Source organism: Caulobacter segnis ATCC 21756 (genome assembly GCF_000092285.1).
Taxonomy (GTDB): Bacteria; Pseudomonadota; Alphaproteobacteria; order Caulobacterales; family Caulobacteraceae; genus Caulobacter; species Caulobacter segnis.
The window spans coordinates 2,482,363-2,508,834 of record NC_014100.1 but is presented as its reverse complement, the minus strand read 5'-3'; the positions used below and the strand labels follow the sequence as shown (position 1 = coordinate 2,508,834).

Genomic DNA, 26,472 nt, shown 5'->3' with positions numbered 1-26,472 from the left:
AGACACGCCAGCGGGCATGCGGGCCAACCCGCACGCCCCCAAGCGCGGTTACTTAGTTCGAGCTGTACCCTGTATCACCCAATGTGGCGAGCGTTAGGCGGAAGACGATCGTTCGGTCCGGCTGCAGCCGAAGACCGGTCGCGGTCGAGGCGTAGCGGTCTTCCTGTTGATAGATGACGTCGATGCGGATGCAGTCGTCGGTATAGGCCACGCCCAGGTCGCGACGACGCCAGACGTCGGCCACCATGTCGCGCTGGCCGAACGCCGTCAGCGACCATTGCTTGGTCAGCTTGAGCTCGCCGCGAGCCTCGAAGTTCTCCTGCTGGTTGCCGTTGGCGTCCAGTTCGTCCTTCAGATAGCGGATCGTGCCCCAGCCGCGCTGGGTGTAGGCGTCGACGCCGGTTTCGATCCGGTGGATCTCCTGCGTCTCGGAATCGAGGCGCGTGCGGGCGAAGGCTGTGATCCCGCGGATCGGCGTCACCGTCGCCGAGACGATCCAGTCCGACGACTTGCTCTGCAAGCCGGTGCGAGCGGGCAGCAGCGGGTCGAACTTGGTCCGGAAGCTGCGGCCGACCAGGATGCTGCCGCCACGCCCGTCGGGCAGGGCGTAGGTGGCCCGGCCGCCGACGTTCAGCCGCTGGCCGCCTTCGTAGAGGTCGAAGCCCGGCGACTTGTTGGCCTGGAACAGGTTGGTCTCGTCGAATTCCAGCGTCGCGCTGTCTTCGTTGTAGAGGTAGGTCTTGGTCCCGTCGCGCGCGACGACGACCGGCACGCGTGAGCTTTCGGAGCCAGCGGCGACCTGGGCCAGGGGCTCCAGCACGATGCTGCCGCCGTTCGACAGCGCCTTATAGAGCGGCAGGCTGAAGTCGACGCCCGCCACGCCCAGCGAGCGGGTGTAGGTCTGCTTGTCGTCATCGCCCAGGGCGGCCGCCGCGGCGGTGAGATAGGTCCGGATCGAATAGGCGTCGGCGCGGGCCTGGGCGAAGGGCGAGACCTTGAGGCCATTGCCCACGATCGTGCTGGTCCGCCAGTCGGCCTTGACGCTGGCGCGGCTGGAGTCGACGCCGTCCTGACCCTTGTAGGCGCCCAGATAGTACGGGGCTTCGCCGTATTGCGATTCCGAGCGGTTCAGCATCACGCCGGTGCCTTGCAGGCGCAGGCGCCCGCCCAGGATCGGCGAATCGGGCTCCCAGCGGGTCTCGACCATCGGACCGATCAGCGGGAAGGCGCCGCTGTTCTCGAAGGCGTTCGCCGTGCCCGTTTCGCTGGTCCCGACGACGCGCAGGCCCTGGACCGAGACGGCCGAGACCGAGAACCAGGAGCGCTGGGCCTGACGCGTGGCGTAGAGCTGCGACACCAACCGGTGGTCGTCGCTCGTGAACAGGCCGCGCTGCTGGTAGACGTCGTTGATCTTGTAGCGGTCGAAGATCAGGGCGTCCGACGCCCGCTCGGCCGAGAAGCCCCACTTCCACTTCGCGTCGATGTCGAACTTGCCGTTGGCCAGGATGTAGCTGCGGGCCGAGGCCTTGCCGAACCGGTCGCCCCGGATGTCGAAGTCCTTGTCGTAGGTGAAGCCGCCGCGCGCTTCGAGCATCCCCGAATAGAAGCGCTTGCGGTAGTTCACGTTCAGGAACGGGTTCACCTTGCTGTTGATCTGCGGGGCGACGACCACGTCGGACGACGGCGAGATCACATAGAGATAGGGCTGCTCGTAGGAGAGGCCCCGGCTCTTGGAATAGGGAATGATCTTGGGCGCGAGGAAGCCCGAGCTGCGCTTGGCCTGGGGATCCGGGTGCCAGAACAGCGGCAGGTAAAGGATCGGGGCGCCCCAGACGCGGATGACCGCGTGCTTGTAGTAGATCAGCTGCCGCTTCTTATCCTGGACGATGTGATCGGCCTGCACCGACCAGGTCGGCGTCGGCTTCTCGGCGCACACCTCGCACGGGGTGTAGATGGCGCTGTTCAGTTCCTGGATGTTGGCGTTGCGTCGCACCGCCGTGGCGGCGGCGACCTTCACGTTCTCACCGAGGCGCGCCGAGAAGTTCCGGGCGAAGCCGGCCTTCATGTCCTCGTCGACCTCCAGGTGATCGGCGAATTCGGCGGTGCCGTCGGGGTTGATCAGCTGGACGTGGCCGTTGGCGACGACCGTGCCGGTCTTGGTGTCGTAGATCACCTCGTCCGCGCGCAGGGTGCGGCCCTGATAGCGCGCCTCGACCGAGCCGCGCGCCGTCATCTTCTGCGCCTGGTCGTCTCGGATCAGCAGGTCGGATTCGAGGTAGTACCCCCCATCGCCCAGGCCGTCCGAAGGCGGCGCGGGAACGGGCGGGGCCTGCGGAATCGACGCCAGACTGGTCTGGGCGTGAGCCGCGCCGGCGCAGGCGAGCGCAAGCCAGGCCCCGCCGCCGAGAAGAAGGGCGCGGCCGGCGGACGGCGTGCTGGGACGCTGTTCAGTCATGAACGACCTTGGAAGCAATGACTCACCCATCCTCGGTATAGCAAAGCAAAGTGAAGCCCGCCAAAATCGCCACGATGGGCGGCGTCCAGGCGGCGATGGACGGGGCCAGAACGTCGGCCTTACCCAAGGTGCTGCACAGCTCGTTGAAGAAAAAGAATCCGAAGCCCAGCGCAACGCCCGAGCCGGCGAGCGCCGCCAGTCCGCCCAGGCGCATCAGGCGCAGCGAAAACGCCGCCGCCAGCACCGACATGGCCGAGAAGAGCAGGGGCGTGGCAAGGTCCTGCTGCAGGCGCAGCTTGAACGGCGCGGCCGAGAAGCCGGCGTCTTCCGCGCGCTTGATCGTCGCCGGCAGGCGCCAAAGCGCCACGGCCTGGGGCGTGTTGAAGCGCTCGGACGCGGTGCGGTCGTCGAGATTGGACGGGATCGACAGGCTGTCGGAGCGGATGGCGCCGGCGCCGGGCGTGGCCTCGCGCACGCCCGTCAGGCGCCAAAAACCGGGTTCCAGCCGAGCTTCATTGGCTTCGATCCGGCGCGTGAAGTCCATGACCCCCTTCTTGTTGAGGGTGTAGACGAACAAGGACACGCCGCGCAGGCGCACCGAGCCGTCGATCATGTCGCGACCGCGGGCGCGGATGACGATCTGGGTCTTGTCGTCGCCCTGGCGCAGCCACGTCCCCCGGGGCGCGTTGTTCAGGTAGCCGTTCATCATGTGGTCGCGCTCGGTCTCGAAGCGCGCGGTCATGGCCGTGGTCAACGGGTTCAGCAGGGTGATCGTCAGAAGGCCGATCACGAACGATGCGGTGGCGGCCGGCATGATGAAGCGCCACGCCGAGACCCCGGCCGCGCGCATGGCGATCAGCTCGCTGCGCCGGTTCAGTTCGACGAAAGCCCACATGGTGCCGAACAGGAAGACGAACGGCGCCAGCACCAGAATGGTCGCTGGCGCCTGCAGCACCGTCAGGTACAGCAGCTGGAAGAAGTTGACGTCGGCGCGCGTACCGACATTGCGCGCGATGTCGACGAAGGCGATCAACATCACCATCGCGCCCAGCACGGCCAGGGCGCCGACGAGCGCGCTCATGCTGCGCTTGAGCACATAGCGTTCGAGCATGCCCATGGTCATCATCCGGCCGCTCCCGTCCAGGCCGGCGAGGTCCTGGCCAGCTTGGCCGCGCGACGGCGGGAGACCTTCTGGCGGAAGATCTGCGAGAAGCCCCACGCCATGGCCGTCAGCGGCACCAGATACTGCAGGACGTTGAGCTCGGGGCTGTCGGCGCAGGCCGCCTGAACGCCAAAGCCGGCGATGCGCACCACGCCGGCGGCCGCGCCGACGGCGGCGATCCGCTTGCCATAGCCCATTCGGCTGAACGGTCCGCCGATCACGGCCGCGATGGCCATGGCCATCAGGGCCAGGTTGTAGAGCGGGCCGGCGAAGCGCGAATGCCCCTCGGCCAGCATCTTGTCCCGGTTCTGCCGTTCCCAGTCCTGGGTCATGTCGGGGAAGAACAGCTCGTGCGGATAGCGGTCGGCGATCTTGTAGTGCAGCAGCTCGTCGCTGCGGAACAGGCTGGACAGGTCGAAGGTGTATTCGTCGAACGAGGTGTACTGCAGCACGCCCTGGCGCGAGAACTGCTGGTTGCTGCCATGACGCATGATCAGCACCGGCTGGCCCTTGCGGGTGGCGATCTCGGCCTCGCGCGAGGAGTAGGTCGAGGCCCCGCCGTTGGGCATCTCCTGGTGGATGAACAGGTTCTGGATCTTGTTGTCGCGGTTGATCGACTGGGCGTAGACGGTCAGGCCGGGGCCCGGCTCGGTGAACTGGCCGGGCTGGACGAGAGTCGAGGCGACGTCGGTCTTGATGTCGAAAGCGGTTTCGCGGATCTGGCGCGCGCTCCACGGCTGCAGCCAAAGTCCCGAGATCAGCGAGATCAGGGCGGCCATCACCGCTAGGCGCATGGCGGGCGAGATCACGGCCCAGCGACTCATGCCGCCAGCGAAGCAGACGACGATCTCCTGCTCGGTGTGCAGCCGGTTCAGCGCGACCAGCGCCGCCACGAACAAGGCCAGCGGCATCATGATCGCCAGAAGCTGGGGGAGGGCCAGCAGGATGATCTTCAGGAACACCACCGCGCTTTGGCGCTGTTCCACCAGCACGTCGAACTCCGACAGGCTGCGCGCCAGCAAGGCGAGCGCCACCAGGGCCGCGGTCGCCAGAAGCGTCGGACCCAGCAACTGGCGGAAGAGATAGCGTTCAATGAGGCGCATGAAGACGGGTTCGGGGAAATGGATTCGTGGGACGAACCCCGAAGATGCGCCGTTCTACACGGGGGCTTAACGTTGGCACAACCGGGGACCTGACTTGGCCGTCCCGACTGCGGCTGAACGGAGCCTTTTCTAAGGCGCGGCATTGGACTATGCCCGCTTGTTGAAGAAGGGGCGCGCGGTGATCGCGACGCCCGCCAAGTCGCCCAAATGCAGGAGCGCGGAATGCGTATCGAGTTCGTTCCCGTCGACACCCAAGCCGGCGCCACGGCCGCTCTGGCGGTCCTGGCTCACGAGGGCGCGGCGCTCTCTCCGGAAGCCAAGGCGGCGAACGAGGCCACGAGCGGCGCCCTGGCGCGCGCCATCGCCGGCGGTCGCTTCACCGGCGGCAAGGGCCAGACGCTCGATCTCGTCGCGCCCCATGGCCTGGAGGCCGCTCGCGTGGTGCTGATCGGCGTCGACGGGTCCGGCGCGGTCGAACCGGAGGCGGTCGAGACCGCCGCTGCGGCGGCCTACCAGGCGGTGAAGGCCTCGGGCGTCAGCGAACTCGTTCTGAAGATGGGCGCCGACGCCGAGAGCGCGGCCCGCGCCGCCTTCGGCGCGCGCCTGGCCGCCTATCGCTTTGACAAATACCGCACGACCGAAAAGGCCGAGAAGAAGCCGTCGGTCCAGGTGGTCAAGGTCGCCGCCGCCGATCCGGTCAAGGCCCAGAAGGCCTACGAGCCGCTCGCGGCCCTGGCCCACGCGATCGTGTTCAGCCGCGATCTGGTCTCGGAGCCGGCCAACATCCTGCATCCGGAAGAATTCGCCGCCCGCGCCAAGAGCCTCGAGAGCCTAGGCCTGGAGGTCGAGATCCTGGGCGAGGCCGAGATGGCCAAGCTGGGCATGGGCAGCCTGCTGGGCGTCGGCCAAGGCAGCGTCCGCGAAAGCCAACTGGTGATTATGAAGTGGATGGGCGCGGCGGATAAGAACGCCCAGCCGATCGCCTTCGTGGGCAAGGGCGTCTGCTTCGACACCGGCGGCATCTCGATCAAGCCGGCCGACGGCATGGAGGACATGAAGTGGGACATGGGCGGCGCGGCCGCCGTGGCCGGCGTCATGCACGCCCTGGCCGGCCGCAAGGCCAAGGTCAACGCCATCGGCGTGCTGGGCCTTGTCGAGAACATGCCCGACGGCAACGCTCAGCGTCCGGGGGACGTGGTCACCTCGATGTCCGGGCAGACGATCGAGGTCATCAACACCGACGCCGAAGGCCGCCTCGTCCTGGCCGACGCGCTCTGGTACACCCAGGAGCGCTTCAAGCCGCAGTTCATGATCGACCTGGCCACCCTGACCGGCGCGATCATCATCTCGCTGGGTCATGACTACGCCGGTTTGTTCAGCAATAACGATGGCTTGTCGGAAAAACTTCTCGCCGCCGGCAAGGCCGAGCGCGAGAGCCTTTGGCGTCTGCCGCTGCCGGCGTCTTACGAAAAGCAGATCGAAAGCCCGATCGCCGACATGAAAAACATCGGCGGCCGCCCGGCCGGTTCGATCACGGCCGGCCTGTTTCTGCAGAAGTTCGTCAACGGCGTGCCGTGGGCCCACCTCGACATCGCCTCGGTGGCCTGGAAGAAGCCGTCGACCGACCCCACCGTGCCCGACGGCGCCGCCGGCTTCGGCGTTCGCCTGCTGAACCGCCTGGTCGCCGACGCCTACGAAGGCTGAACATGACCGACGCCGCGCCCTGCGAGGTCTGGTTCTATCACCTCGAGCGCAGCCCGCTCGAGGCGGTGCTGCCCGAGCTTCTGGAAAAGACGCTGGGCAGGGGCTGGAAGGCGCTGGTGCGCGGCGGCGATCTCAAGCGGATCGAGGCGCTGGACCAGCAGCTCTGGACCTATCGCGAGGACAGCTTCCTGCCGCACGGCCTGGCCAGCGAGCCGATGGCCGAGCGCCAGCCGGTGCTGCTGACGGCCGAGGAGGGCAATCCCAACCACGGCGACGCGATCTTCCTGATCGATGGCGCGGATCCGGGAGACCTTTCAGGGGTTTCTCGCTGCATCCTGCTGTTCGACGGCAGGGACGATCAGGCCCTCGCCGAGGCGCGGGGGCGGTGGTCGGTGTTCAAGAAGGCGGGGCATCCGGTGTCGTATTGGCGGCAGGGCGCCGAGCGCGGTTGGGAGAAGCAGGCATGAAGCGGATCGTGACCGGTATGAGCGTCGGGTTGGCCTTGACGCTGGCGTCGTGCTCCAGCGCGCCGGAGCCCGCCCCGCCGCCGCCGCCCAGCACGCCGACCGCGCCGCCGGCCATCGCCCTTCCGGCGACGCCGCCGGCCGCCGAACCGGAAAAGGACCAGTGCGGCCTGAAGGACGCCCAGGCCTTCATCGGCAAGCCGCGCACCAGCCTGCCGGCTCCGGTCGATCCCTCCCGCTGGCGCGTGGCCTGCACGACCTGCCCGGTGACGATGGACTACCGCCCGGACCGCCTGAATATCCTGTTCAACGCCGACACCGGCGTCGTCCAGCAGGTGAAGTGCGGCTAGGGCGCACGCCGCGCCTTAAGCAAACGCCCTGACTTGGCGAAGTCGTCTGGCGATCTCACCATCCGGCCAGCGATGGAGGCTGGCCATGCGATACGCGACGTTGATGGGCACACTCGTTCTGGCGACCGCCGTCATGGTCGGCGGCGCCTTGGCGCAATCTTCGCCCTCCGAACGCCGAAAGGTGGACGCCGACACGGTCGCGGGCTCTCCGGCGCGCGGCGGCGACTTCGCGCGGCGGGAGTGCGCCGGCTGCCACACGGTGCGCGGCGACTCCGTGAGCCCCAAGGCGGGCGCGCCGACCTTCGAGGAGATCGCCGGCCGCTATGTCCAGACCCGGCTCGACTGGGAGCTGGAGGCGATCACCCAGGTCGGCCACTACTCGATGCCGGCGAAGGCGATGAGCAAGGCCGATATCGCCGACGTCACCGCCTATATCCGCTCGCTGAAGCGGTGACTTTGGGATCGAGCGAAGGAACCCTGTCCATCTTTGGCCCTTGATGGCGTGCAGCCTGCGATGCGCCCGACCCAGCGCTTGGCGGTCCGACCAAAGAGGATGCCGCATGATCTCGAGACCCACCTGGGCCGCGCTGGCTTCGCTACTCGCCATGGCGGCTTGTCAGGAGCGGCAAACGCCCGCCCAGCCTTCGACGCCGGCGGAGCAGGGGCCGTCCACGCCCGACACGCGAACGGAGACTCGCGCCGGTCCGCGGGCTTCGCGCGACGGCCTGATCGAGCCGTCGCAAGACCTCGGCGGGAGCCTGCCGCTGAAGCACGGGATCTTCGTGGCGGGCGATATCGCCTGCTCTGATCCGCCCAACGCGGCCATCCGCCGTTACGACGGTCTGGGCTTGAACGGCGCCCACACGCGAGACTGCCGGATCAACGTCCTGCAGAAGCGCGGCGCCGCCTACGAGATCGAACAGTCCTGCATCGACGCCGGCTCGGGGCCGGCCCCACGCTCCAGCGAGCGCGCGACGATCGAGATTAAGGACAACCTGACTTTCACGATGCGGCGGGGGCAGGGCGGGGAGACCTTCCGCTATTGCGCGCCCTCGCTACTGCCGCCGGCGCTCAAGACGTGGTCAACCGCCGCCGATCCTACACGCAACTGACATCCTGCACGGATAGGACTCTCTGGTGGTTCCGGGGTGGACTTGCAACCCCTGAGTTAGTGTGCGCTTCTGGTTTCAAGCGCCACGGCTGGAGGGGTCATGCCGCCTGAAGACGATGGTCTCACCGAGGCCGAGATCGACGCCGCGCTGAAGGAAACGCCCAAGGGCGCCTTCGCCCTGGCAGGACTGACCGTCGGCTCGCTGATGCTGGCCTGGCTGGCGATGTACCTGTTCGTCTTCCTGCCGCGGGGATCGGTGGGATGAACGCCTCCACCGAGAAGGACATCGCTCGCGCCGAGACGCGCTGGCTGGTCGTGGTGATCGCTTGCGTCTCGCTGATCATGGTCATGGTGATCGTGGCCGGCGTGGTCATGCACATCAATCCGCCCAGCAATATCGAGCGCACCAAGCCGCAGGACCTGCACCTGTCGGCCGAGTTCACCGAGGCCAATCTGGGCACGCGGGTCGAGGCCAACGGCCAGATCACCGCGCGCATCGTGGCCACCCAGTTCGCCTTCGTGCCGCGCTGCGTCGTCCTGCCGGCCGAGACGCCGGTGACCTTGCGGTTTTCGAGCCCGGACGTGGTCCACGGCATCCTGGTCTCGGGCACCAACGTCAACACCATGGTGGTGCCGGGCTATGTCGCCCAGGTCCACACCGTGTTCCGCAAGACCGGCGACCTCCTGATGCCGTGCCACGAATACTGCGGCCTGGGCCACAGCGAGATGGTGGCCACGGTGCGCGTGGTGCCGAAGGCGGACTTCAAGCCGGGTCCGGACGGGAGGGTCGCCTGTGCCGCGCAATAACCGCCTGATCCTGGCCCACCTGTGGCTGGCCTTCGTCGTCTTCCTCGCCGCCTGCGCCCTGGGCGTCTGGCAGATGTGGGTGCGCAGCCCGCTGTCGGCCCCGCAGGACATCCCCCAGCGCTACTACCAGTCGGTGACCGCGCACGGGGTCTCGATGGCCTATGTGCTGACCACCTTCTTCATCATGGGCTTTGGCTACTACGTCGCCGAGACCGCCTTGAAGCGCGAACTGCCCGGAAGGACTTGGGCCTGGGGCGCCTACTGGATGGGCGTGGTCGGCGTCGTCATGGCCGTGCTGTCGATCGGCGCGGGCCAGGCCTCGGTGCTCTACACCTTCTATCCGCCGCTGACGGCGACGGTCTGGTTCTATCTGGGCCTCGTGCTGGTGGTCGTGGCCTCGTGGGTCTGGTGCGTGCTGATGCTGGTGGCCATGGGCGGCTTCAAGAAGGCCAATCCCGGCGTCCCGGTGCCTTTGGCCATGTATGCCACCGTCGCCAATGCGGTGATGTGGCTGTGGACCACGGTCGGCGTGGCCAGCGAGATCCTGTTCCTGATCATGCCGGCGGTGCTGGGCTTCAAGCAGACGATCGACGTCGGCCTGTCGCGGACCCTGTTCTCGTGGACCCTGCACGCCATCGTCTATTTCTGGCTGATCCCGGCCTATACGGCCTTCTACACCATGGCCCCGCGCGCGGCCGGAGGGTGCCTCTTCAGCGACACCATGGGCCGCCTGACCTTCGTGGCGTTCCTGCTCTACAGCCTGCCGGTCGGCATGCACCACCTGTTCATGGACCCCGAACACTCGACGGGCTTCAAGTTCATCCAGATGTCGCTGACGGCGCTGGTCTCGGCGCCGACCCTGCTGACCGTGTTCACGATCTCGGCCTCGATGGAGCTGGCCGGACGCCTGCGCGGCGGCAAGGGATTGCTGGGCTGGATCAAGGCTCTGCCGTGGGACCGGCCGATGATGCTGGCCACCGGGCTGGCCTTCTTCATGCTGTGGTTCGGCGGCGGCGGCGGCCTGATCAACATGAGCTACGGCATGAACGCCATGGTTCACAACACCGCGTGGGTCACCGCGCACTTCCACCTGATCTTCGGCGGCACGGTGGTGATCATGTACTTCGCCATCGCCTACGAGATCTGGCCCAGCCTGATCCGTCGCCAACTGGTCGACGCCCGCTGGCAGAGGCTGCAGCTGTGGCTGTGGGCGATCGGCATGATGGTGATGACCTTTCCCTGGCACTTCCTGGGCCTGCAGGGCCAATGGCGTCGGGTCGCCAGCTTCGACTATTCCGATCCGCGCATCGCCTGGTGGGGACCGTGGGTCGTGGTGTCGCTGATCGGCGGGTTGATGCTGCTGAGCAGCGCGGCGCTGTTCGTGGCCAATCTGCTGCCGCGCAAGGACGCCGCGGCCGTGGCGCCGGAAGGCTACGCCTACGCCTTGGCCGTGCATCAGCCCAAGCGCGTGCCGGCCGTCCTGAACGGCTTCTGGGTCTGGAACATCCTGGTCGCGGTGCTGATGGCCGTGGCTTACGGCTACCCCATCGCCCAGTTCTTCATCGGCGATGCGCCGGAAGCGATCCTGCACAGGCTGTCGGGAGGTTGATGCGATGAGCGAACCCGAACATCCTGAACCCCCAGAAGAGCCCAACGATCGCCGCTGGACGCTGAGCGCCGGCCTGCTGGTCGGCGGTGTGCTGGCCTTCTCGGTGGCGGTGGGCCTGTTCGTCCTGCCGGTCCTGCAGGCGCCCAACGCCAATATCGACGCCTGGACGGCGATCTGCCGCGCGGTGGGTCTGAAGCCCGGCACGCCGGCCCAGCCGCAGCCGTCATTCGACGCCAAGGCCGCGCCGGTCTCGCAAGTGCGCTGGAGCCCCCAGACCCTGACGATCCTGGCCAACGCCGATCCGCGTCCGGGCGCGGCGCTGGCCGCTGATGTCTGCTCGGCCTGTCACGGCGAGGAGGGCACGACGATCAGCGACGCGTTCCCGCGCCTGGCGGGGCAGTCGCCCGAGGCGATCTACAAGCAGCTGTCCGACTACCGTTCCGGGGCGCGCTACAACGCGCAGATGACCCCGGTGGCTCAGGCCCTGACCGACGAGCAGTTGGCGCAGGTGGCCTCGTATTTCGGCCACGTGAAGGCGCGTGTGCGGCTGGGCGCCGGCGATCTGGGCGTCGACGATCCGGCCATCAGCCGACTGATCCACCGCGGCGACCCCTCTCGCCAGATGCCGCCGTGCGAGAGCTGCCACGCGCGCGGCGCCGGCGGTCCGCCGGAAACGCCGGTTATCGCGGGACAGAACGCGGGTTATCTCGAGCGGCAACTGCTGGACTACAAGCACGGCGCGCGGCGCAACGACGTCTATCGGCGCATGCGCGACGTGGCCGGCAAGCTCAGCGACGATGAGATCCGCCGCATCGCGGCGCTGTATCAGGGAACGTACTAGGCGCGCGCCTTAGCGCTTGCCCACGCCCGGGAACATCGCCACGCCGTCGTCGAAGACGCCCAGGTAGCCCAGTTCGCCCAGCAGCGGCGTCAGGTCTTCGACCAGGTCGCCCGAGCGCGGCAGGTGGGCCGGACGGCCTTCCTGGTCGTGCAGGCGGTAGACGGTCCACATCTTGCCCTTCGGCGCGGGCGAACCCGGCGGAATGAACTTGTGCTCCCAGCCGACCAGCGCTGGCGAGCGGCCGATCTCGATGTCGAAAGGACGGTCCCGGAAGGCCAGGTCCATCTCGATCCGCATGGCTTCGCCGATCCGGTCGTTGACCCATTGGCCGAACGATTCCAACACCACCTGGGCCGAAAGGCCCTCGGGGTTGGCGACGATGTGGTTGCGGGCGGGGTGCGATGTCATGTCGCACAAAATGAACGCGAGATGTCTCTTAACCACTAAACTTCATGGTTTAGGGCCGTTTACCCTCTCGTTTTTCGAGAGAGTGATTTGCCTGATGTCAAGCCTCGGCTTCGGCCAGTTCCTCGGCCAGGGCCATCCAGGCTTCTTCGGCCTCGTCCAGCTTGGCTTTGGCGTTGTCGCGGCGCTTGGTCAGCTCCGCCACCTTGCCCGGGTTCTTCACATAGAGGTCCGGATCGGCCAGCTGGGCGTCCAGATCGGCCAGGTTGCGCGTGCAGCGGGTCATGACCTGCTCGGCGGCGTCGACCTTGCGGCGTAGCGGTTCGATCGCGGCCTTCCTGGGCTGCGCGGTCGCCGGAGCGTCGGCCTTGTCGGGCTCGCGGGCGACCTGGGTCGGCTTCACGGCCTGCTTGGCGCGGTCCAGCACGAACTTGGCGTAGTCGTCCATGTCACCGTCGAACGGCTTAACCGTACCGTCGGCGGCCAGCCACAGGCGGTCGGCGACCAATTCCATCAGCGATCGGTCGTGGGTGATCAGGATCACCGCGCCCATATAGTCGTTCAGCGCATCCAGCAGAGCCCGGCGGCTGTCGATGTCCAGGTGGTTGGTCGGTTCGTCCAGGATCAGCATGTGCGGCGCGTCCATCGCCACCATGTTGAGCAGCAAGCGGGCGCGTTCGCCGCCCGACAGATTGGCGACGGTGGTTTCCTGTTTCTCGAACCCCAGGCCGAACTGCGCCAGCTTTGAGCGGCGCGAGCTCTCGGAGGCTTCCGGCATGGCCCGGCGGATGATCTCCAGCGGGGTGTCGTTGGGGTCCATCGCCTCGATCTGGTGCTGGTGGAACCAGCCGACCTTCATCTTCTTGTCGCGGTGGAATTCGCCGCTCTGCACGCCCAGGGCCCCGGCGATCATCTTGGCGAAGGTCGACTTGCCCGCGCCGTTGACGCCCAAGAGACCGATGCGGTCGTCTAGGTCCATCCGCAGGTTCAGGTTCTTCAGGATCGCGCGGCCTTGCTCGTAGCCGACGCTGGCCTTCTCCAGCCGGATCAGCGGCGGGGGCAGGGGACGGGGCGGCGAGGGCAGGGTGAAGGGGGCGACGCGCTCTTCGATCGTAGTGGCCACCGGCTCCATCTTGGCCAGGCGCTTCATGCGCGACTGCGCCTGAGCGGCCTTTGAGGCCTTGGCCTTGAAGCGATCGACGAAGGCCTGCAGGTGGGCGCGCTCGGCGTCCTGCTTGGCTTTCGCGGAGAGTTGCAGGCGGGCCTTTTCGGCGCGGCGCTTTTCGAAGTCGTCGTAGCCGCCGGTGTAGAGTTCCAGCTTGCCCCCAGCCAGGTGCAGCATATGGGTGCAGCTGTTGTTGAGCAGCTCGCGGTCGTGGCTGACGATCAGCGCGGTGTGCGGGTACTTTTGCAGCCGGGCCTCCAGCCAGAGCGCGCCTTCCAGGTCGAGATAGTTGGTCGGTTCGTCCAGCAGCAGCATGTCGGGCTCGGCGAACAGCGCCGCGGCCAGGGCCACGCGCATGCGCCAGCCGCCGGAGAACTCGCTCATCGGCCGGGCCAGGTCGTCCTGGCTGAAGCCCAGGCCCACCAGGATTTCGGACGCCTTGGAAGGCGCGGCGTCGGAATCGATCTCGATCAGGCGGCCCCAGATCTCGCCCATCTCCTCGGGATCGGCCGTTTCCAGACGCGTCAGCAGGTCGTGGCGCTCCTCGTCGGCCTCCAGCACCGTGTCCAGCAGGGAGACGGGCGTGGCCGGGTGCTCCTGGTCCACCGAACCGATCCGCGCGGCCTTGGGCAGGCTGATCTCGTCGTCGCCGGCGTGCAGCTGGCCCAGGATCAGCTTGAACAGGGTGGACTTGCCCACGCCGTTGCGGCCGATCAGGCCGACCTTGGCGCCGGGCGGCAGGCTGACGCTGGCGTGGTCGAAGAACTTCCGTCCCCAGGCGTTGAACGTCAGGTCGTTGATCTGAAGCATTTTTGTGAAGGTTACGCGGTGGGGTTGGCGAGGACGGGGCGCACGGCTATAAGCCCGCAACCTCCCAATTCACAACTTTTCTGTGAGATCACTGTCGTGACCGAACGCACCTTCTCGATCATCAAGCCGGACGCCACGCGTCGTAACCTGACCGGCGCCATCAACGCGGTGATCGAGGCCGCCGGCCTGCGCATCGTCGCTCAGCGTCGCGTGAAGCTGACCGAAGCCCAAGCCAAGAAGTTCTACGAAGTCCACGCCGAGCGTCCGTTCTACGGCGAACTCGTCGCCCAGATGACCGCCGAGCCGGTCGTCGTCCAGGTCCTGCAAGGCGACAACGCCGTTGCCAAGTATCGCGAAGTCATGGGCGCCACGAACCCCGCCAACGCCGACGAAGGCACGATCCGCAAGCAGTTCGCCCTGTCGATCGGCGAAAACTCGGTCCACGGCTCGGACAGCCTGGACAACGCCAAGATCGAAATCGAGCAGTTCTTCACCGAAGACGAAATCGTCGGCTGATCTCGGTCCGACTTTTCGGATGACCAAGAGCGGCCGGATCGGTGACGATCCGGCCGTTTTCTTTTGCCGCGAGGTCTGGCGATGAAGTCCTACGGGCGAGGCGAGGTGATGCTGGCGGTGACGCTTTCGGGCGTGGCCGGCTATGTCGACGCGATCGGCTTCCTGAAGCTGGGCGGCTTCTTCGTCTCATTCATGAGCGGCAACTCCACGCGCCTGGGCGTGGGCCTCGCCACGGCCCATTGGGCGGCGGTGGCGACCGTGCTGACCCTTGTGGCCTCATTTGTCGCCGGCGTGGTGCTGGGGGCGCTGACCGCTCGGGCCTTCGGCGAGAACCGGCGCTCGCCGGTGCTGGTCCTGGAGGGGATCCTGCTGGCCAGCGGCGCGACCCTGCTCGGGTTTGGCTACGACACGGCGGGCGTCACCGCCGTCGCCATGGCCATGGGGGCCGAGAACGCGGTGTTCCAGAAGAACGGCGACGTGGCGGTGGGGCTCACCTACATGACCGGAGCGCTGGTCAAGGCGGGTCAGAGGATCGCCGGCGCGCTGGTGGGCGGCGAGCCGTCGGACTGGCTGCGCTACGTGCTGCTATGGACCGGCTTGGCGGCCGGCGGGGCCTTGGGCGCCCTGACCTATGTCACGGTCGGCGCGGCGGCGCTGTGGGTGGCGGTGAGCGTGGTGACCGGCGCGGCCCTTTGGGCCGAGCGGCGTTGGCGGTCGGTTTAGCCTAAGCGGCCTGGACGCGGTTCATCCGGCGCGCCGTCAGCCAGCCGCCGGCGATCACGGCCGCGGCGGCGAGCGCCCAGGCCACCGCGACCGCGGGGTCGGTGCGCAGCAGCTCCAGATTGCGGGCGGCCAGATAGCCAGGCGCCAGCAGCGACACCACCCAGATGGGCGCGGACAGAACATTGGCGATCTGGAAGCTCCAGCCGCGGGTGCGCGACATCCCCGCCAGGATCGGGATGAAGGGACGCGCCGGACCCAGATAGCGCGCGGCGGCGATGGCCAGGACGCCGTGACGGCGGGTCAGCAGCTTGGCGCGCGCCAGCAGGCGGCGCTTGCCGGCGAACAGGAACCGCGAGGCGCGGCGGCCGCCCAGGCCCCGGCCCATCAGGTAGGAGATGGCGTCGCCCACGGCCGCGCCGGCGCTGCACCACAGGATGGCCTCGACCGGATGCAGCACGCCTTGGGCCACCAGCGCCCCGGCGGCCAGCATGACGCCCAGGATGGGGATCAGCAGGCCCACGACCAGCAGGGCCTCCAGCAAAGTGAAGGCGAACAGGATCGCGCCGGCGAAACCGGCGTTGTCGGCGGCGACTCGAAAGAGATCGGCGATCCAGGCGTCCATGGGGCTGGTATGCCCAAACAAGATGACGAAGTTCTGACCCAACAGCCTTTACGGCGTGCGACACGCGGTCCCAGCGCGCCGGCGAGGAAACTTGTGGCCGGTCGAGGCGCTATCTCCTGGTGAAAGGGCTCGTCACGAGCCGCAACCGCGAGGGCGCCATGCCGCTGACCAAAAGCAAAGACATCCTGGACCAGGAATTGATCGGGCAGGGCGGCGCGAAGCTCGGGCACATTCGCGAGACCTTCGTCGATCTCGACACGGGACGGATCGCGTTCGTCGTGGTGGAGGCGCCGGGCTTGCTCGGCGGGTCCGGAAGATACCATCCGGTGCCGTGGTCGATCGTCCGCTACGACCCCATGGCCAAGACGTTTCACGCCGATGTGGAGAAGGATCGCTTCAAGGGCTCGCCCAGCTACGACCGCGCGCAGATCGGCAGCGCCGACTACGCTTGGGACGAGCAGTCCAACCGGTACTTCGACGCCCCCTCGGACGTCTTCGTCGCCCCTTAGAGCGTCCTGACGAAATCGGCCAGGGTCTTGGCGTAGAGTCTGTGTTCCTGCTCGAGAACACGGGCGGCGAGCGTGTGATCATCGTCGTCCGGAAGGATCGGCACGCGGGCTTGGCCCAGGATCGGACCCTCGTCGACGCCAGCCGTGACCAGGTGCACCGTGCAGCCGGCCTCGACCTCGCCCGCCGCGATCGCGCGGGCGTGGGTGTCGAGCCCCGGATAGTTGGGCAGCAGGGACGGGTGAATGTTCAGCATCCGACCTTCCCAGGCGTCCACCAGGAAGGGCGTGAGGATCCGCATATAGCCGGCCAGCGCGATGATCTCGATCCCCCGCTCACGCAGGGCCGCGTCAATGGCGCGTTCGTGCGCTTCGCGGTCCTTGCCGAACGGCTTCTGGTCGACGCACAGCGCCTCGACGCCGGCCTCCGAGGCGATCTCCAGGCCCTTGGCGTCGGGCTTGTTGGCGAGCACCAGCGCGATCTCGAAGGGGCAGCCCGGTGCCTGGGCTGCGCGGACCAGGGCCTCCATGTTGGAGCCCCGGCCCGAGATCAGCACCGCGACCTTGGTCTTCGAGGCCATCAGGCCTTGACCAGCTGACCGCAGATGAACGCGTCCTCGCCGGCGTTCAGCAGGGCCGCCAGCACCGGCTCGGCGTCGGCTTGCGCGACGATGATGATGAAGCCGACGCCGCAGTTGAACGTGCGGCGCATCTCGTGCTCGGAAATCCCGCCGGTCTGGGCCAGCCAGTCGAACACGGGCGGCATCGCCCAGGCGTTCCAGTCGAACTCGGCGGCCAGGCCCTCGGCGATGGCGCGCGGCGGGTTCTCGATCAGGCCGCCGCCGGTGATGTGCGCCCCACCTTTCACGCGCCCTGACTGAAGGAGCGGCAGCAGCGACTTCACATAGATGCGGGTCGGGGCCATCAGGGCCTCGGCCAGGGTCTTGCCGTCTTCAAACGGGCAGGGAGCGTCCCAGGAGAGGCCCGAGCGCTCGACCACGCGGCGCACCAGCGAATAGCCGTTGGAGTGCGGGCCCGACGAGCCCAGGCCGATGATGATGTCGCCGGCGCGCTGCTTGTCCAGCTTGGGCAGGACGCCGTCGCGCTCGACCGCGCCGACCGAGAAGCCCGCCAGGTCATACTCGCCGTCGCCGTACATGCCCGGCATTTCGGCCGTCTCGCCGCCGACCAGGGCCGAGCCCGACAGCTTGCAGCCCTCGGCGATGCCGGCGACGACGCTCTTGGCGATCTCGACGTCCAGCTTGCCGGTGGCGAAGTAGTCCAGGAACATCAGCGGCTCGGCGCCCTGCGCCAGCAGGTCGTTGACGCACATGGCGACGAGGTCGATGCCGACCGTGGCGTGCATCCCTGAATCGATGGCGATGCGAAGCTTGGTGCCGACGCCGTCGGTCGTGGTGACCAGCAGCGGATCGTCGTAACCGGCCGCCTTGAGGTCGAAGAGCGCGCCGAAACCGCCGAGGCTGGCTTCCGCGCCGGGGCGGCGGGTGGCCTTGGCCAGGGGCTTGATCGCGTCGACGAGCGCGTTGCCCGCGTCGATGTCGACGCCCGCCTGGGCATAGGTAAGGCCGTTGGGCTGATCGCTCATGGTCGCTCTGGCGCTCGCTCTTTGGTCTCTCGGAGGACGGGAACATCCTCCGAACTCGCGGAAATTTTGCGTCCCGGCCCAGCTTCCTGCGTCTTGACGCTTGCAGACTCGGGGGTGCGCGAGGCTATTAGCAGCGGATGAAGCCGATCACCACCACCGCCGAGCTGGCGGCGTTTTGTAATGAGCTTGCGGGCGAGCCTTTCGTCGCGGTGGACACCGAGTTCATGCGCGAGACGACTTACTGGCCCAAGCTGTGCCTGATCCAGGTCGCCTCGCCCACGCACGAAGCCGTCATCGACCCTCTGGCCGACGATATCGACCTCGAGCCCCTGCTGGCGGTGATGCGTGACGAGCGCATCCTCAAGGTCTTCCACGCCGCCCGTCAGGACGTCGAGATCTTCAATAACCTGAAGGCGATGCCCAAGCCGCTGTTCGACACCCAGGTGGCGGGCATGGCGGCGGGCTTTGGCGAACAGATCGCCTATGACGCCCTGGTTCGCCAGATGCTGCGGATCGAACTGGACAAGTCCAGCCGCTTCACCGACTGGGCGCGCCGGCCGCTGACCGAGGCTCAGCTGACCTACGCCCTGGCCGACGTGACACACTTGGCCGCGCTGTTCCCCATCCTGCGCGAGCGTCTTGAGACCTCGGGCCGTCTGGCCTGGGTCGAGGAAGAGATGACCGCCATCTCCGACCCGGCCGCCTATGACGTGGATCCGGAAAAAGCCTGGCGCCGCCTGCGCCCGCGCAAGACGCAGGCCAAGTACCTGGCCGTGTTCAAGGCCGTCGCCGCCTGGCGCGAGCGCACCGCCCAGAACCGCGACCAGCCGCGCGGCCGCATCCTCAAGGACGAGGCCATCGACGAGCTGGCCACCCAGGCCCCGACCAGCCTGGAGGCCCTGAACAACCTGCGCGGCGTGCCCAAGGGCTTCGGCGGCAGCAAGTTCGGTCCCGACCTGTTGGCCGCGATCAAGGCCGCCCTGGCCGATCCGGAGGGCTACGCGCCCATCGTCGACAAGCCCGGCCCGCCGCCGCCGCAAAACGCCGGCGCGGTCGTCGAGCTGCTCAAGGTCCTGCTGAAGGCGCGGGCGGAAGAGGCGGGCGTCGCCTCCAAGCTGATCGCCACGGTCTCGGACCTCGAGAAGATCGCCGCCGACGACAACGCCGCCACGCCGGCCCTCGCCGGCTGGCGTCGTGACGCCTTCGGGGCTGACGCCCTGAAGATCAAGCGGGGCGAACTGGCCTTGGTGCTGGACGGCGCCAAGGTGCGTGTGGTCGAGGTTCGGCGCGCGCCCAAGGCGAGTTAAGCCCTTCAAAGCGTCAAGAGGTGCATTTTCGCTGGTCTTGAGCCGGCGGAAACGGTGATTTGTACCCGAATCGGGCCGCGTCTCGAATCGCCACCGAACTTGTGACCAAATTTGACGGTATGACGGCGGCCGTGAGAGGCGAGGCGCGCCTGTGGGGGTTGAGTTGCGTGAGTTCTGGGGGCGTCTAGCGGGCGATTATCGCGCCGCCGCGATTTCGCGCCGCCGGCAGATTCCGCTCCGCATCTTCGTTGCTGTCTGCCTCTGCCTGATCGGCCTGGCGTTGCACGGCATGCCCTTCCTGGCGCCGTGGATCCTGGTCTACGGCCCGGTGCAGCTGATCGAACTCTACGCCATCCGCAGCTTTTTGAGCGCTCCCCGGCCCGAACGGCGGATCTGGTTCAACCTGCTCGTCGATTTCGGGATGGCGGCCGCCTTTGGCGCGCTGGCCATTCCCTTCTGGCAGGCGGGGACCCCCGTGACCTCGGCGGGCGCGATCCTTCTGCTGTCCGGGTCGGTGTTCACGGCCCTGATGGGCGCGGAGGGCTGCCTCGTCGCCTTTCTTTGCGCGGTCACGCCGCACCTAGCCTACCTCATCGTCACCCCGTTCGTGGTCGGGGCGCATCGTGACCCCTACCTGCCGCACTTCATCCTGGGCGTGGGGCTTTTCTGCCTGACGGTCTCCCTGACCTTCCTGTGGTCGCGGCGAACGCTGCTGGCCGAGCGCGCGGCCCGCCAGGCGGCCGAGGCCCAGACCGCCGCCAAGTCGGCCTTCATCGCCATGGTCAGCCACGAGCTGCGCACGCCGATCAACGCCATCGTCAATGGCGCCGCGTCGCTGGAAGGCGGCGGTGAGGCCCATCGCGCCGCGTCCGCGCTCATCGCCGACGCCGGGCTGATGATGCGGGCCCAGCTGAACGACCTGCTGGACCTGTCGAAGATCGAGGCGGGCCGCATGGGCGTCGAGGTCGTCGATCATGACCTGCGAGCCTTGATCTCGAACACGGTCAGGTTCTGGCGCAACACCGCGCGCGCCAAGGGCTTGCGGCTGACCCTGCGAGGGGCGCAGGCCGGGCCGCAATGGGTCCGGGGCGACCCGATGCGCGTGCGTCAGGTGCTCAACAACCTGATCAGCAACGCCATCAAGTTCACGGCTGATGGCGAAGTCACCGTCACGGTGACCACCCTGACGCGGGACAATCGTCGCTTCGTTTCGATCGAGGTGTGCGACACCGGACCGGGCCTCACCGAGGACCAGATCGCGCGCCTGTTCAGCCCCTATGAGCAACTCGGATTGAAAACCGCGCGGGCGTTCGGCGGCACGGGGCTCGGACTGGCGATCAGCCGCGATCTGGCGCGACTGATGGGCGGCGATCTCAGGGCGTTGGATGGCGGCAGCTGCGGCGCCTGCTTCACGCTCACGTTGCCGGCGCCCGAGGGCGCGCCGCCGCCGGCCGTCGACACCGCCGCCGCCGCGGCCCTAGCCTCGCCCCGTGCGCTTTCGGTGCTGGTGGTGGACGACCACGACATCAACCGCCGCACCCTGGCGCGGATGCTGGAGGCGTTCGGCGCCGAGGTCGAGACCGCCGAGGACGCGCTCTGCGCGCTCGCGGCCGCCGAAGAGCTGAGATTCGACGCGATCCTGATGGATGTGCGCATGCCCGGCATGGACGGGCTGGAGGCGTCACGCCGCCTGCGCGAGGGCGGCGCAAATCGCGAGACGCCGATCATCGCCGTCACCGGCGCGGCCTCGCCCGAGGAGATCGCCGCCTGTCTCGAGGCGGGCATGACCGGTTGGGTGGAGAAGCCCGTCAAGCCGCGCGATCTCTATATGGCCCTGTTCGGCGGCGGCGAGACCCGGTAGCGGGGCTTTTCTATCCGCGCGCCAGCTGGGCGAGGGCGGCGCCGGCCGCCAGCCCCAGGGCGCAGAAGACCCCCAGATGAAAGATCACGCCGGCGGCGACGGTCTGTCCTACCGACCAGCCGTTCTTGGCCGCGAACGCGCGCGCGATATCGGCCTGCAGGCTGCGGGCGGCGCTGGCGACCGGCGTGTCCTGGTCGTTGGCCGGACGCGGCGCGACGCGAGGCTCAAAGCCCGGCGACACGCTGGGGTTCGGGGCGATGGCGTCGAGGTAGTGCGAGCGATGCTTCAACATCCGGAGCCTCCCTGTGTTGTTAGGGGAGGCTAGGGTGGGCATGCCTAACAAAGCATGCTGAGAACGCCGGCAAGAGGTGCGGCAAGTTGTCCGCTTCCTCGTATTGGGGAAATAAAGAGCCGATTAAACACGATGTTTTGGTGATCTCTACCTGAGATCAACCTGAAACGATCTTTGTCTTCAGGCCCAGGTGCTGGGCGGCCGTGTTGGCGCGCTTGTTGGTCTGTTCACCCAGCAGAAGGTCGGCGAAGCCTTGGTCGGCGGCGAGGATCAGATTGCTCTTGTCCAGGTCCAGGCGGGCGTGGGCCAAGAGGCTGGGGCTGCGGCCCGACAGGTCGCAGGCCAGGCGGATCGTGGCGCCGAGCGCGCGGGCGCGCTTCAGCTGAGCGGGGCTGAGCAGGCGCTCCAGCGTGGCCAGTTCCGGCGGGTGGAAGTTGGTCGCGTGACGCGCAAGGGCGGCGGCGGCCAGGAAGCAGCGCTCGGCGTGGGTCTGGCCGGCGATCGGCGCGCGCAGCACCTGCTCGAAGACGAGGTCGGCGCGATGGTCCGGGTGCAGGCGCACGCCGACATCGGCCAGGCGGCAAGCGGCCGAGACCAGCACGCCGTCGCGCTCGCCGAACAGCGGCGGCAGTTCGCGGAAGGCCGGGGCGATCCAGGCGTCCAGGGCCGCGCCCAGGTCGTCGGCCACGCCTTGGCGCGCGCCGAGGGCCGAACAACCCTCGATCAGCGGATCCAGGCTGCGGACGCGCGGCGGCATGGCCTCGAACAGCAGGCCCTCGCGCACGCCGTAGGCCGAGATCTCGATGCGCTTGAGGCCCAGTTCCTGGATCAGCGTCTCCAGCACCACGGCCGCGTAGGGCAGGGTCTCCGAGCGCTTCTTGCTCATGCCCTCGATGCGTTCCAGCGAGCTCTTCGACTGGTGCGCGACCAGGCGAGCCGCGTCCAGCGCCTCGCCAGCCCCGATCTCGTACTGATGGACGACGTGCAGCGGGTAGCCGGAGAGCCGCATGTGCAGCAAGGCCAGGTTCCGCCATGCGCCGCCCACGGCGTGGAAGGTGTCGGTGCGGAAATCGTCGGCGACGGCCGCGATGCGCTCGCGGGCCAGGCGTCGGACACGCTCGGCGTCGAAGCCGGCGCCGTTGGGCCCGGCCAGACTGAACGGGCCCAACGGCAGGGTGACGCCCTTGCCCGCGCCGGTGGCCGACAGGCGCACGAGCTCCAGGCTGGCGCCGCCCAGGTCGCCCACGACGCCCGTCGCGTCCGGCGCGCCGGCGAGCACGCCCACGGCGGCGTAGTGCGCCTCTTCCTCGCCCGAGAGCACCCGGACGGTGAAGCCCGTCTCCGCATGGATGCGGCGAATGAAGTCGGGGCCGTCGGCGGCGTCGCGGGCGGCGGCGGTGGCGACGGCGAAGACCTCGGCCGGGCCGACGGCCTCCAGCACGGCGCGGAAGCGCTTCAGGGCTTGCAGGGTCTGGGCCACGCCGTCTGGCGACAGCCGGCCGGTCTTGGCCAGGTCGCGGCCCAGGCCCGCCAGGACCTTCTCGTTGAAGACCGTCCAGATGGCGCGCCCCTCCAGCCGGTACACCACCAGGCGGACCGAGTTGGAGCCGATATCGATCACGGCCGCGTCGCGCGGCGCCGGGAAGGGCATGGGCGTGGTTTAGCGCATTCCCACGGCGGGGGAAGCGCCGTGCGCGATTTTCCGACGAGGAACGCCTTGTCGCGCAACGTTCGTAATTTTTACCCGGATTATATTGACTCATATTTTTATCCGGGTAAATGAAGCGCGCATCGTCCCGAAAGGTTCGCCGATGAGCGCTTCACCCCTTCAAATCCCTGGTGTTCGAAAGGCGCTGCGCGGCGCGTTCGCGACCGAAGCGCTGGACGGCTGGACGCCGTTGTCCGGCGGCCTCTCGGGCGCGCGGCTGTGGCGGATAAGGGTGGGCGGGATCGCCTATCTGCTGCGGGTCGAGACCGGTCGGGACGCGCTGCGCGATCCCCGCCGCGCCTACCGGTGTCAGGCCCTGGCCGCTCAAGCCTGCCTGGCCCCGCGCGTGCGTTACGCCGATCCCGACGACGGCGTGATGATCACCGACTTCGTCGAGAATCGCTCGCTGGCTCTGGACTACAACGGCACGCGCGCCGATCTGGTGGTCGAGCTGGCCCAGGCCGTGCGGGCGCTGCATGCGCTCGAGGCCTTCCCGTCGCTGACCGATTATCTGGACGCCCTGGATGGTCTGGTCGGCCGCGCCGTCCGCGGCGGAGCGGTGGCGTTCGAGGCTCTGGCGGGGCCGCTGGAGGCGTGGGATCGGCTGCGGGCCGTCTGCGCCAATCTCGCGCCCCAGCCGGTCGCCAGCCACAACGACCTAAACCCGCGCAACCTGCTCTATGACGGTCGCCGGGTCTGGTTGATCGACTGGGAGGCCGCGTTCCGCGCCGACCGCTACGTCGATCTGGCGGCCCTGGCCAATGTTTTCGCGCCGGACCCCGAGCGCGAAGCCCTGCTGCTGGCGACCTATTTCCGGCGGGAGGCGCGCGCGGACGAGCTGGCGCGGCTCTACCTGTTTCGGCAGGTCAGCCACGTCTTTCACGCCGCGGCGTTCCTCGCCGGCGTCAGCGGGGCGGCGAGGGCCGAGCGCCTGGACGGGCCCGAGCTGGATGAGCTCCACCAAGGCTTGGCCCTGGGCGAGCCGCTGCTGGAGACGCCTCGCGGGCGGCTCGACTACGCCCTGGCGCGGCTGAGGACGGCCACCGCCCATATCGAGAGCAGGGCCTTCGACCAGGCGGCGCGGACGGCCCGTTGAAGGCTATCGCCGCCGCTTGGGTCCCACGTGGTCGAAGGCGCGCGGCAGGTCGCGGGCCCCGTGGCCGCGGCCCGACAGGCTGGGATTGGTCATGAAGTAGTCGTGGGCCGAGAAGGCGGCCTTGCTGTTCCAGGCCGGATCGCGGGCGTAGTCGCCCTCGCTGTCCAGCCGCCAGCTCTGGGCCTCGTCGTTGAGGTTGGCGACCATGATCTGGTCCAGCACCTGCTGGTGGACGGTCGGGTTCTCGACCGGCACCAGGCTCTCGACCCGGCGATCCAGGTTGCGCGGCATCCAGTCGGCCGAGCTGATGAAGAGCCGCGTCTGCGCCGAGGGCATGGCCGCGCCGTTGGCGAAGGCCAGGATGCGGGCGTGCTCCAGGAAGCGGCCGACGATCGACTTGACCCGGATGTTCTCCGACAGGCCCTTGATGCCCGGCCGCAGGCAGCAGATGCCGCGCACGACGAGGTCGATCTGCACGCCCGCCTGGCTGGCGGCGTAGAGGGCGTCGATGATCTGCGGGTCGACCACCGAGTTCATCTTGGCCCAGATGCCGGCCGGCTTGCCCGCCCGCGCCGCGTCCGCCTCGGCCTCGATCATGCGCAGCAGATCGGGCTTCAGCGTCATCGGCGAGAACGACAGCTTCTCCAGCCGCCCAGGCTGGGCGTAGCCGGTGATGAAGTTGAACAGCTTGCCCCCGTCGCGCCCCAGGGCCGGGTCGCAGGTGAAGAGGGAAAGGTCGGTGTAAACCCGCGCCGTCTGCGGGTGGTAGTTGCCGGTGCCGAAGTGGCAGTAGGTCCGCAGGGTCTGGTCGGCCTCGCGGCGCACCACGACCGACAGCTTGGCGTGGGTCTTCCAGTCGACGAAGCCGAACACCACGTGCACGCCGGCCCGCTCCAGGTCGCGCGCCCACTTGAGGTTATTTTCCTCGTCGAAGCGCGCCTTGATCTCGACCAGGGCCGTGACGTTCTTGCCGTTGTCGGCCGCCTCGATCAGGGCCGCCACGATCGGGCTGTCCTTGGAGGTGCGATAGAGCGTCTGCTTGATCGCCAGCACGTTCGGGTCGCGCGCGGCCTGGCGCAGGAACTGCACCACCACGTCGAAGCTCTCGAACGGGTGGTGAACCAGGATGTCCTTCTCGCGGATCGCCGCGAAGCAGTCGCCGCCGTGGTCGCGGATGCGCTCGGGGAAGCGGGCGTTGAAGGGCGGGAATTTCAGGTCCGGCCGGTCCGGCGGGATCAGCTCGCTCATCTGGGCCAGGCCCAGCTTGCCGTCGACCAGGATCACGTCCTCGGGCTCGGCGCGCAGGCCCTCGATGATGAAGTCGCGCAGGTCCGGCGGCATGGTGGTCTGCATCTTCACGCGCACCACGCGGCCCAGGCGACGCTTCTTCAGCCGCGCCTCGAACTCGCGCACCAGGTCTTCGGCCTCTTCCTCGATCTCCAGGTCGCTGTCGCGGATCAGGCGGAACAGACCGCGGCCCTCGACCTCGTAGCCGGGGAACAGGTGGTCCAAAAAGAGGATGATGAAGCTTTCCAGCGCCATGATCTTGCGCTGGCGCTTCTTGCCGCGCGAGACGACGGAGGAGAGCTCCCAGAACCGCCGCACCTGCTGGGGGATCGGCGCCAGGGCGTAGAGGTGCTTGTCGTCCGCGATGCGACGCAGCTTCAGCGCCAGGCAGAAGCCCAGGTTCGGGATGAACGGGAACGGGTGGGCGGGGTCGATCGCCAGCGGCGTCAGCACGGGGAAGATCTGGTTGGTGAAGATCTCCTCGGCCCGTTCCTTGTCCTCGCCCTCGATGTCCTTGGCGTCGAGCAGCTTCAGCCCCTCGTCCCACAGCTCGGTGCGGACCTGGCGCCAGATCTTCTGCTGCTCGGCCATCAGCTCGGCGGCCGAGGCGTTGATGCGCGTCAGCTGCTCGCCGGGGGTCAGGCCATCCTGGCTGACCACCCGCACGCCCTCGCGCACCTGGCCTTTCAGGCCGGCCACGCGGACCATGTAGAATTCGTCGAGGTTGTTGGCCGAGATCGACAGGAACCGCAGCCGCTCCAGCAGCGGATGTCGCGGATTGCCGCTCTCCTCCAGCACCCGCTGGTTGAAGGCCAGCCACGACAGTTCGCGATTGAAGAACCGCTCGGGCGAGGCCATCAGCTCGCCGTCCAGCACCAGGCTGGCGGTTTCGTCCGTCTGCGGAGTATTGGCGGCGGCCAGGGTCATCGTCGAGGCGTCGGTCATGAGATCACTATAGGCGA

At 68.0% G+C, this 26,472-nt stretch carries 26 protein-coding genes; 15 read left to right on the top strand and 11 right to left on the bottom strand.

Translation table 11 applies throughout. The features are described 5' to 3' along the window. Window positions 1–52: 52 nt before the first annotated feature. From CSEG_RS11520 to lptF, 3 genes are read right to left on the bottom strand one after another with little or no spacing between them, the layout of a single operon-like run. A complete protein-coding gene (locus CSEG_RS11520) occupies window positions 53–2,485 on the bottom strand; it encodes an LPS-assembly protein LptD (RefSeq protein ID WP_041538281.1) in 2,433 nt (810 codons plus the stop codon). Continuing rightward, on the bottom strand, window positions 2,478–3,581 hold the full coding sequence (lptG, locus tag CSEG_RS11515) for an LPS export ABC transporter permease LptG (protein ID WP_013079406.1): 1,104 nt from the start codon (window positions 3,579–3,581) through the stop codon (window positions 2,478–2,480). Before lptG ends, CSEG_RS11520 begins: the two co-directional genes overlap by 8 nt. Beyond that, window positions 3,578–4,720: an LPS export ABC transporter permease LptF gene (gene lptF, locus CSEG_RS11510; protein ID WP_013079405.1), complete on the bottom strand. Its 1,143-nt coding sequence runs from the start codon at window positions 4,718–4,720 to the stop codon at window positions 3,578–3,580. The genes lptG and lptF overlap by 4 nt, the downstream gene beginning before the upstream one ends. A gap of 222 nt (window positions 4,721–4,942) precedes the next feature. On the opposite strand from lptF, the gene CSEG_RS11505 reads away from it, so the two are divergent. From CSEG_RS11505 to CSEG_RS21575, 9 genes are all read left to right on the top strand, one after another. Next, window positions 4,943–6,424, top strand: coding sequence for a leucyl aminopeptidase (locus CSEG_RS11505; RefSeq protein WP_013079404.1), 1,482 nt, complete (start codon window positions 4,943–4,945; stop codon window positions 6,422–6,424). A 2-nt stretch (window positions 6,425–6,426) separates the two neighbouring features. Continuing rightward, window positions 6,427–6,891, top strand: a complete 465-nt coding sequence (locus tag CSEG_RS11500) for a DNA polymerase III subunit chi (protein ID WP_013079403.1) — start codon at window positions 6,427–6,429, stop codon at window positions 6,889–6,891. Then, on the top strand, window positions 6,888–7,238 hold the full coding sequence (locus tag CSEG_RS11495) for a hypothetical protein (RefSeq protein WP_013079402.1): 351 nt from the start codon (window positions 6,888–6,890) through the stop codon (window positions 7,236–7,238). Before CSEG_RS11500 ends, CSEG_RS11495 begins: the two co-directional genes overlap by 4 nt. A gap of 103 nt (window positions 7,239–7,341) precedes the next feature. Then, window positions 7,342–7,692, top strand: coding sequence for a c-type cytochrome (locus CSEG_RS11490; RefSeq protein ID WP_167535124.1), 351 nt, complete (start codon window positions 7,342–7,344; stop codon window positions 7,690–7,692). A 106-nt stretch (window positions 7,693–7,798) separates the two neighbouring features. Further along, a complete protein-coding gene (locus CSEG_RS11485) occupies window positions 7,799–8,350 on the top strand; it encodes a hypothetical protein (protein WP_013079400.1) in 552 nt (183 codons plus the stop codon). 99 nt (window positions 8,351–8,449) lie between these two features. Further along, window positions 8,450–8,614, top strand: a complete 165-nt coding sequence (locus tag CSEG_RS22875; RefSeq protein WP_013079399.1) for a hypothetical protein — start codon at window positions 8,450–8,452, stop codon at window positions 8,612–8,614. Then, window positions 8,611–9,156, top strand: coding sequence for a cupredoxin domain-containing protein (locus CSEG_RS11480; protein WP_013079398.1), 546 nt, complete (start codon window positions 8,611–8,613; stop codon window positions 9,154–9,156). The genes CSEG_RS22875 and CSEG_RS11480 overlap by 4 nt, the downstream gene beginning before the upstream one ends. Further along, on the top strand, window positions 9,143–10,765 hold the full coding sequence (locus CSEG_RS11475; RefSeq protein WP_013079397.1) for a cbb3-type cytochrome c oxidase subunit I: 1,623 nt from the start codon (window positions 9,143–9,145) through the stop codon (window positions 10,763–10,765). Before CSEG_RS11480 ends, CSEG_RS11475 begins: the two co-directional genes overlap by 14 nt. A 4-nt stretch (window positions 10,766–10,769) precedes the next feature. Then, window positions 10,770–11,606: a c-type cytochrome gene (locus CSEG_RS21575; protein WP_013079396.1), complete on the top strand. Its 837-nt coding sequence runs from the start codon at window positions 10,770–10,772 to the stop codon at window positions 11,604–11,606. Window positions 11,607–11,615: 9 nt separating this feature from the next. Here CSEG_RS21575 and CSEG_RS11465 read toward each other — a convergent pair whose 3' ends face one another. Continuing rightward, complete coding sequence (locus CSEG_RS11465) at window positions 11,616–12,014, bottom strand: hypothetical protein (protein ID WP_013079395.1); 399 nt, start codon at window positions 12,012–12,014, stop codon at window positions 11,616–11,618. A 97-nt stretch (window positions 12,015–12,111) separates the two neighbouring features. Beyond that, entirely contained in the window at window positions 12,112–13,986 is a 1,875-nt protein-coding gene (locus CSEG_RS11460) for an ABC-F family ATP-binding cassette domain-containing protein (protein ID WP_013079394.1), read from the bottom strand. A gap of 96 nt (window positions 13,987–14,082) precedes the next feature. Here CSEG_RS11460 and ndk point away from each other — a divergent pair, with 96 nt between their 5' ends. After that, the gene (gene ndk / locus CSEG_RS11455) at window positions 14,083–14,502 is read left to right on the top strand and encodes a nucleoside-diphosphate kinase (RefSeq protein ID WP_013079393.1); all 420 of its coding nucleotides are present in this window, start codon (window positions 14,083–14,085) and stop codon (window positions 14,500–14,502) included. A gap of 81 nt (window positions 14,503–14,583) precedes the next feature. Next, on the top strand, window positions 14,584–15,225 hold the full coding sequence (locus CSEG_RS11450) for a YoaK family protein (protein WP_013079392.1): 642 nt from the start codon (window positions 14,584–14,586) through the stop codon (window positions 15,223–15,225). Window position 15,226: 1 nt separating this feature from the next. On the opposite strand, the gene CSEG_RS11445 is transcribed toward CSEG_RS11450, so the two are convergent. Then, window positions 15,227–15,847, bottom strand: a complete 621-nt coding sequence (locus CSEG_RS11445; RefSeq protein WP_013079391.1) for a DedA family protein — start codon at window positions 15,845–15,847, stop codon at window positions 15,227–15,229. A gap of 158 nt (window positions 15,848–16,005) precedes the next feature. Here CSEG_RS11445 and CSEG_RS11440 point away from each other — a divergent pair, with 158 nt between their 5' ends. Further along, window positions 16,006–16,356, top strand: coding sequence for a PRC-barrel domain-containing protein (locus tag CSEG_RS11440; RefSeq protein WP_157038990.1), 351 nt, complete (start codon window positions 16,006–16,008; stop codon window positions 16,354–16,356). Here the strand turns inward: CSEG_RS11440 and purN are convergent. Together purN and purM are read right to left on the bottom strand one after the other, a co-directional pair. Beyond that, a complete protein-coding gene (gene purN, locus CSEG_RS11435; protein ID WP_013079389.1) occupies window positions 16,353–16,934 on the bottom strand; it encodes a phosphoribosylglycinamide formyltransferase in 582 nt (193 codons plus the stop codon). The genes CSEG_RS11440 and purN overlap by 4 nt on opposite strands. Then, window positions 16,934–17,959 carry a phosphoribosylformylglycinamidine cyclo-ligase gene (gene purM, locus CSEG_RS11430; protein WP_013079388.1) on the bottom strand — a complete coding sequence of 342 codons (1,026 nt, stop codon included), beginning with the start codon at window positions 17,957–17,959 and terminating at the stop codon, window positions 16,934–16,936. Before purM ends, purN begins: the two co-directional genes overlap by 1 nt. 137 nt (window positions 17,960–18,096) lie before the next feature. On the opposite strand from purM, the gene rnd reads away from it, so the two are divergent. Together rnd and CSEG_RS11420 are read left to right on the top strand one after the other, a co-directional pair. Then, window positions 18,097–19,266, top strand: a complete 1,170-nt coding sequence (gene rnd, locus CSEG_RS11425; protein WP_013079387.1) for a ribonuclease D — start codon at window positions 18,097–18,099, stop codon at window positions 19,264–19,266. Window positions 19,267–19,417: 151 nt separating this feature from the next. Continuing rightward, window positions 19,418–21,127 (top strand): response regulator, encoded by a 1,710-nt coding sequence (locus CSEG_RS11420; RefSeq protein WP_013079386.1) that lies wholly within the window; start codon window positions 19,418–19,420, stop codon window positions 21,125–21,127. A gap of 10 nt (window positions 21,128–21,137) precedes the next feature. Here the strand turns inward: CSEG_RS11420 and CSEG_RS11415 are convergent, their stop codons facing one another. Beyond that, on the bottom strand, window positions 21,138–21,419 hold the full coding sequence (locus CSEG_RS11415) for a hypothetical protein (RefSeq protein WP_013079385.1): 282 nt from the start codon (window positions 21,417–21,419) through the stop codon (window positions 21,138–21,140). Between the two features lie 157 nt (window positions 21,420–21,576). Next, on the bottom strand, window positions 21,577–23,070 hold the full coding sequence (locus CSEG_RS11410) for a Ppx/GppA phosphatase family protein (protein ID WP_013079384.1): 1,494 nt from the start codon (window positions 23,068–23,070) through the stop codon (window positions 21,577–21,579). Window positions 23,071–23,230: 160 nt separating this feature from the next. On the opposite strand from CSEG_RS11410, the gene CSEG_RS11405 reads away from it, so the two are divergent. Continuing rightward, a complete protein-coding gene (locus tag CSEG_RS11405) occupies window positions 23,231–24,223 on the top strand; it encodes a phosphotransferase (RefSeq protein ID WP_013079383.1) in 993 nt (330 codons plus the stop codon). A gap of 3 nt (window positions 24,224–24,226) precedes the next feature. Here CSEG_RS11405 and CSEG_RS11400 read toward each other — a convergent pair whose 3' ends face one another. After that, a complete protein-coding gene (locus CSEG_RS11400) occupies window positions 24,227–26,455 on the bottom strand; it encodes an RNA degradosome polyphosphate kinase (protein ID WP_013079382.1) in 2,229 nt (742 codons plus the stop codon). Window positions 26,456–26,472 lie beyond the last annotated feature (17 nt).

Excerpts from the sequence above, each read along its gene's own strand:
- CSEG_RS11410 (WP_013079384.1), bottom strand. The coding sequence starts at position 23,070 with ATGCCCTTCCCGGCGCCGCGCGACGCGGCCGTGATCGATATCGGCTCC.
- CSEG_RS11460 (WP_013079394.1), bottom strand. The coding sequence starts at position 13,986 with ATGCTTCAGATCAACGACCTGACGTTCAACGCCTGGGGACGGAAGTTC.
- lptF (WP_013079405.1), bottom strand. The coding sequence starts at position 4,720 with ATGCGCCTCATTGAACGCTATCTCTTCCGCCAGTTGCTGGGTCCGACG.
- CSEG_RS11480 (WP_013079398.1), top strand. The coding sequence starts at position 8,611 with ATGAACGCCTCCACCGAGAAGGACATCGCTCGCGCCGAGACGCGCTGG.
- CSEG_RS11440 (WP_157038990.1), top strand. The coding sequence starts at position 16,006 with ATGCCGCTGACCAAAAGCAAAGACATCCTGGACCAGGAATTGATCGGG.
- purM (WP_013079388.1), bottom strand. The coding sequence starts at position 17,959 with ATGAGCGATCAGCCCAACGGCCTTACCTATGCCCAGGCGGGCGTCGAC.
- CSEG_RS11495 (WP_013079402.1), top strand. The coding sequence starts at position 6,888 with ATGAAGCGGATCGTGACCGGTATGAGCGTCGGGTTGGCCTTGACGCTG.
- CSEG_RS11465 (WP_013079395.1), bottom strand. The coding sequence starts at position 12,014 with ATGACATCGCACCCCGCCCGCAACCACATCGTCGCCAACCCCGAGGGC.
- CSEG_RS11505 (WP_013079404.1), top strand. The coding sequence starts at position 4,943 with ATGCGTATCGAGTTCGTTCCCGTCGACACCCAAGCCGGCGCCACGGCC.
- CSEG_RS11450 (WP_013079392.1), top strand. The coding sequence starts at position 14,584 with ATGAAGTCCTACGGGCGAGGCGAGGTGATGCTGGCGGTGACGCTTTCG.
- CSEG_RS22875 (WP_013079399.1), top strand. The coding sequence starts at position 8,450 with ATGCCGCCTGAAGACGATGGTCTCACCGAGGCCGAGATCGACGCCGCG.
- CSEG_RS21575 (WP_013079396.1), top strand. The coding sequence starts at position 10,770 with ATGAGCGAACCCGAACATCCTGAACCCCCAGAAGAGCCCAACGATCGC.
- CSEG_RS11405 (WP_013079383.1), top strand. The coding sequence starts at position 23,231 with ATGAGCGCTTCACCCCTTCAAATCCCTGGTGTTCGAAAGGCGCTGCGC.
- rnd (WP_013079387.1), top strand. The coding sequence starts at position 18,097 with ATGAAGCCGATCACCACCACCGCCGAGCTGGCGGCGTTTTGTAATGAG.
- CSEG_RS11520 (WP_041538281.1), bottom strand. The coding sequence starts at position 2,485 with ATGGGTGAGTCATTGCTTCCAAGGTCGTTCATGACTGAACAGCGTCCC.
- CSEG_RS11490 (WP_167535124.1), top strand. The coding sequence starts at position 7,342 with ATGGGCACACTCGTTCTGGCGACCGCCGTCATGGTCGGCGGCGCCTTG.
- lptG (WP_013079406.1), bottom strand. The coding sequence starts at position 3,581 with ATGATGACCATGGGCATGCTCGAACGCTATGTGCTCAAGCGCAGCATG.
- purN (WP_013079389.1), bottom strand. The coding sequence starts at position 16,934 with ATGGCCTCGAAGACCAAGGTCGCGGTGCTGATCTCGGGCCGGGGCTCC.
- CSEG_RS11400 (WP_013079382.1), bottom strand. The coding sequence starts at position 26,455 with ATGACCGACGCCTCGACGATGACCCTGGCCGCCGCCAATACTCCGCAG.
- CSEG_RS11485 (WP_013079400.1), top strand. The coding sequence starts at position 7,799 with ATGATCTCGAGACCCACCTGGGCCGCGCTGGCTTCGCTACTCGCCATG.
- CSEG_RS11445 (WP_013079391.1), bottom strand. The coding sequence starts at position 15,847 with ATGGACGCCTGGATCGCCGATCTCTTTCGAGTCGCCGCCGACAACGCC.
- CSEG_RS11500 (WP_013079403.1), top strand. The coding sequence starts at position 6,427 with ATGACCGACGCCGCGCCCTGCGAGGTCTGGTTCTATCACCTCGAGCGC.
- CSEG_RS11415 (WP_013079385.1), bottom strand. The coding sequence starts at position 21,419 with ATGTTGAAGCATCGCTCGCACTACCTCGACGCCATCGCCCCGAACCCC.